The organism is Candidatus Jordarchaeum sp. (assembly GCF_052745115.1).
On record NZ_JBRAKS010000367.1, the window covers coordinates 1 to 3,827 of the forward strand.

The 3,827-nt window shown below is 38.0% G+C and carries 3 protein-coding genes; all 3 read left to right on the forward strand.

Features of this window, described 5'->3' with window-relative positions:
* Window positions 1–83 precede the first annotated feature (83 nt).
* Window positions 84–824, forward strand: coding sequence for a hypothetical protein (locus ACUVXA_RS17960; RefSeq protein ID WP_445872661.1), 741 nt, complete (start codon window positions 84–86; stop codon window positions 822–824).
* A gap of 156 nt (window positions 825–980) precedes the next feature.
* Window positions 981–2,477, forward strand: a complete 1,497-nt coding sequence (locus tag ACUVXA_RS17965) for an alpha-N-arabinofuranosidase (protein WP_445872662.1) — start codon at window positions 981–983, stop codon at window positions 2,475–2,477.
* Window positions 2,478–3,399: 922 nt separating this feature from the next.
* The coding region (locus tag ACUVXA_RS17970) for a ferritin-like domain-containing protein (protein WP_445872663.1) at window positions 3,400–3,827 on the forward strand (428 nt) is incomplete at its 3' end.

Consider the following 3,827-nt stretch of genomic DNA (forward strand, 5'->3'; position numbering starts at 1 on the left):
CTCGGAAAAGAAATTTAAAGAGGGGGGTGACAAATGTCTATGATTTCTACAAATTATAATATTCAGGTGAAGGAGTTTGGAAAATGTCTAGAGCAACATTCTACGTTGGGACTATTGGTGGAATACTTGGGATTCTAACAGCGGCAATAGGAATGATCTGGTGCATTTACAATGCAATATTCTTAACAGACTTCGCTAACTTAGTTTATGACATATTGGCTTTCCAGTATTATTTCGGGGATTTAGGTTATTTCTTGTTACCAATTCTTTCTAGCGAAGCCACTTTCTCAATGATTTCCAAGATTTTCGCTATACTTCTTATTATTAGCGGTATTCTTATCGGAATAGGCTTCTTTGGTATGTACCGGACGGGTGGAGGAGCCATGGGTATAGTGGGTCTTATTACCAGTATTGTGGGAAGTTCACTAGGAGCTACTCTTATTTATCTTGGAATCATATCTAAAGTATATGATATATCTTCAGGTGTCGTTTATTTCATCTTTATTCCACTCGTTTTGTACACTTATCCCGTACTCGTGCCAAACTTTTTCTACATCTGGCTCGGTTTAGTAGTGTTAGCTATTACTTTCATCATGCTTGGAGTGTCAACTCTAGCTATGCGTGAAACGTTTAGTATGCCATCAGCTGCCACAGCCGCAGGAGTATTGAGTATCATAGGTGGATGTTTTATCTTCCCATATGTTCTAGTGTGGATGAAACTCATTCCATTGCTTGGAGTAGTATTCGCGTTTATCGGTTTGGCAATGATACTAGTAGTTTTTATACTTTGGACCGCTGTTTTCTTTTCCTCAAGAAATCTCTAATCATTTAAAAATTCTAATTTCAGACTCTCCCCTTTTTTTATTTTTAAGATCTTTTTCGATTTTATAGCCAATATCTTTGCGACTTTTAGTAAGGCTTTTATAATAAGTACAGATTATTGTTTAACACTCTTTCCAGTTTTGGTAGGAGGTTTGGTGTTGCCTAGGGCTTCAGTTGCAGTTTTTCCGGTTAAAATCTTGGGTAAAATAGATTCACGTATTTACGGTCATTTTATTGAACACTTAGGCCGATGTATTTACGGTGGAATATGGAACCTCGAAAAGAACGACTTTAATGAGAGAATAATAGAGCGAATAACTGATTTGAAACCGCTTATTATAAGATGGCCCGGAGGATGCTTTTCGGATAATTATCATTGGATGGATGGAGTCGGTCCTGTTGAGCAGAGGCCTGTTAGGGAGAACCTGCCTTGGAGCCTGTTGGGACCAGAATTTGGCCCAAGTGAAACTAATCGATTCGGAACAGATGAATTTATCAAATTTTGCAGGAGGGTAGGGGCGGAGCCCTACATTAACGTAAATGTGGGTTCTGGAACACCAGAGGAAGCGGCAAACTGGTTGGAATACTGTAATGGTAGCATAGAGACCGAATTGGGCTCATTAAGAGCGAAGTATGGAAATCGAAAACCATACAAAGTCAAGTTCTGGGGAATCGGAAATGAGCTTTATGGAACATGGGAAACCGGTCACATGTCTGCAGAAGAGTATGCACAAAAGTTCATGGAATATCATGATGCCATGAAGAAGGTGGACTCAAAAATAGAACTAGTGGCAGTGGGTGCAGATCAGCGTTATCCTGACTGGACAAAGACCGTACTGGAAAAAGCGGGAAAATATATTGACTATTTATCCATTCACCTCTACTTCACCGGAGTCTTACCGGAAGAAGGAGGATCAGAAATAAAAGAAGACACTAAATCCTACAGACGAATTATTGCCTCATCCTACAAGTTCCAGGAAATACTTGAATGGGTAAGGGAAACCATCGAATCCGTAATGGGTAAAAATCATGGTATCAAAATTGCATTCGATGAGTGGAATCTGTGGTGGGATTTTAGCCAGCTCTTACACGCAAACTATTGCTTGAGAGATGGTTTATGGGCGGCTTCAGTGCTGAACAAGATAATCAAAATGTCGAACATAGTAAAGATGGCGAATATCGCACAATTAATTAATACCCTAGGAGTCATCCAAACAAACGGAGATGACGTGTTTAATACCGCAATCTATGAGGTAATTAAACTCTATAGGGAGAACACACAGAAAAACGCTATCAGCACCGAGATTTCCTCACCCAAATTTTTATTCGAACCTCTAGGTATCCTGAAAGATAGAAGAGAAATTCCTTATATAGACGGCGCCGCAACTGTAAGCGAAGACAATAAGAACCTCACCGTATTTTTAGTGAACTTTCACCCCAAAAAGGATTTACCGATAGAGGTGGAAATACCAAAACTAAGATCATATGAAAAATTGATAATTAAAGAGATCAACGGACCAAGTATACATGCAAAAAACGATTATCAAAAAAACGAAATTACACTAAGCCAGAGAGAATTCCATCAACTCCCAGAAAAAATAGAATACGCCCTCCCAGCGCACTCGATTTCTGTAATGATACTAACCAAAACCTAGATAGCTACTTGAAGTAGAGGGAATCAATTAATTAAATTAAGAACCCATTTGCTTTACAATTATGTATCTTAAAAGGAAGACCAAAAATTCTATGTTTATCACAATAAAGAATGTAAAGGAGAAAAAAATTTTATAATTCTTAAGTATTGCTTTATCAGAATTGGTTTAAGCTAGTCCCACTAAGGGTAGAGCTTCTGTCTCTGAAAGTACGTGTCTTACTTGGAAACGCAATTCTTAAATTCAAAAAATAGACTTAAATTTTTGTAAATGTGTTTCAATCCCTCTTCCTCATTTCCCTTGTCAATCTGTATTATTCTACAAGTCCGCAGTAAACCCTCATCATCTTGATAAATAAATTGGCCAATCCTTTTAAAATAGGGTGGATCAGGAGGTTCCTTTAAAAAAGCTTCAGCCATTTTCTTAGTCCTACTTGGTGGAAAAATCAAACTCACCATAATGAACAAGCCATCAAACTCCTCAAAGTTTGGGTATTTATTTCATCACGCTCCTCCTCGGCGCTTCATAAGAACTGTTAAGAGCGGGTTCCCTAATAAAGTACCAGTGTTATTTGCCTAGATCTCCCTCACCATATTTAGTAATTCTCTGTACGACACCGATTATTCAAAGATTCCAGAATTAAATTATTGTGTGAATATCGAAATATATTAAATTTTCATAAGATCTTTTACTACGAAAAATAAGCCCAGCTATAATCGTTGCTATTAAATGAAACGGGAAAAAAGTAACCACCAAGCATTCCTGCGGTTCTACCTAATATATTAACAGGAGAGATAAAAGTTTAACCAATTTATAAATACTAAAAATTAATAAACGTTTAATCTAAATTGGAGTCAATATTGCATTTTTTGGGAATAGGGGAATTAATACCCGATAAAACCAAAATAAATTTTGGAGGAAAAAAATGGGAAGTAAAGCAAGAGAAATAGTAGGTATGGATTTAAAGAAACTCATTGAACTGCTTAATAAGGCACTCGCAGACGAATGGTTGGCTTACTACCAGTACTGTATAGGCGCAAAGGTGGTTGTGGGTCCGATGAGAGGCGCAGTTGCTGGGGAGCTCATGGAACATGCAGGTGAGGAACTTGAGCACGCGGGAATGCTGGTGGAGCGGATAATACAGCTCGGCGGTACACCAATTCTTAAGCCAGAGGATTGGTATAAGATGACCAACTGTGGATACGAAGCACCAGAAGACCACTTTGTAGCACCCATACTGGAACAGAATATAAAAGGCGAACAGTGTGCAATCGAAGTTTACAAAAAATTGCTTGATACCCACTTTCCGCATCCTTTACGAATATTTTTGAGGTTTTTTCGTTTTTTATCAAT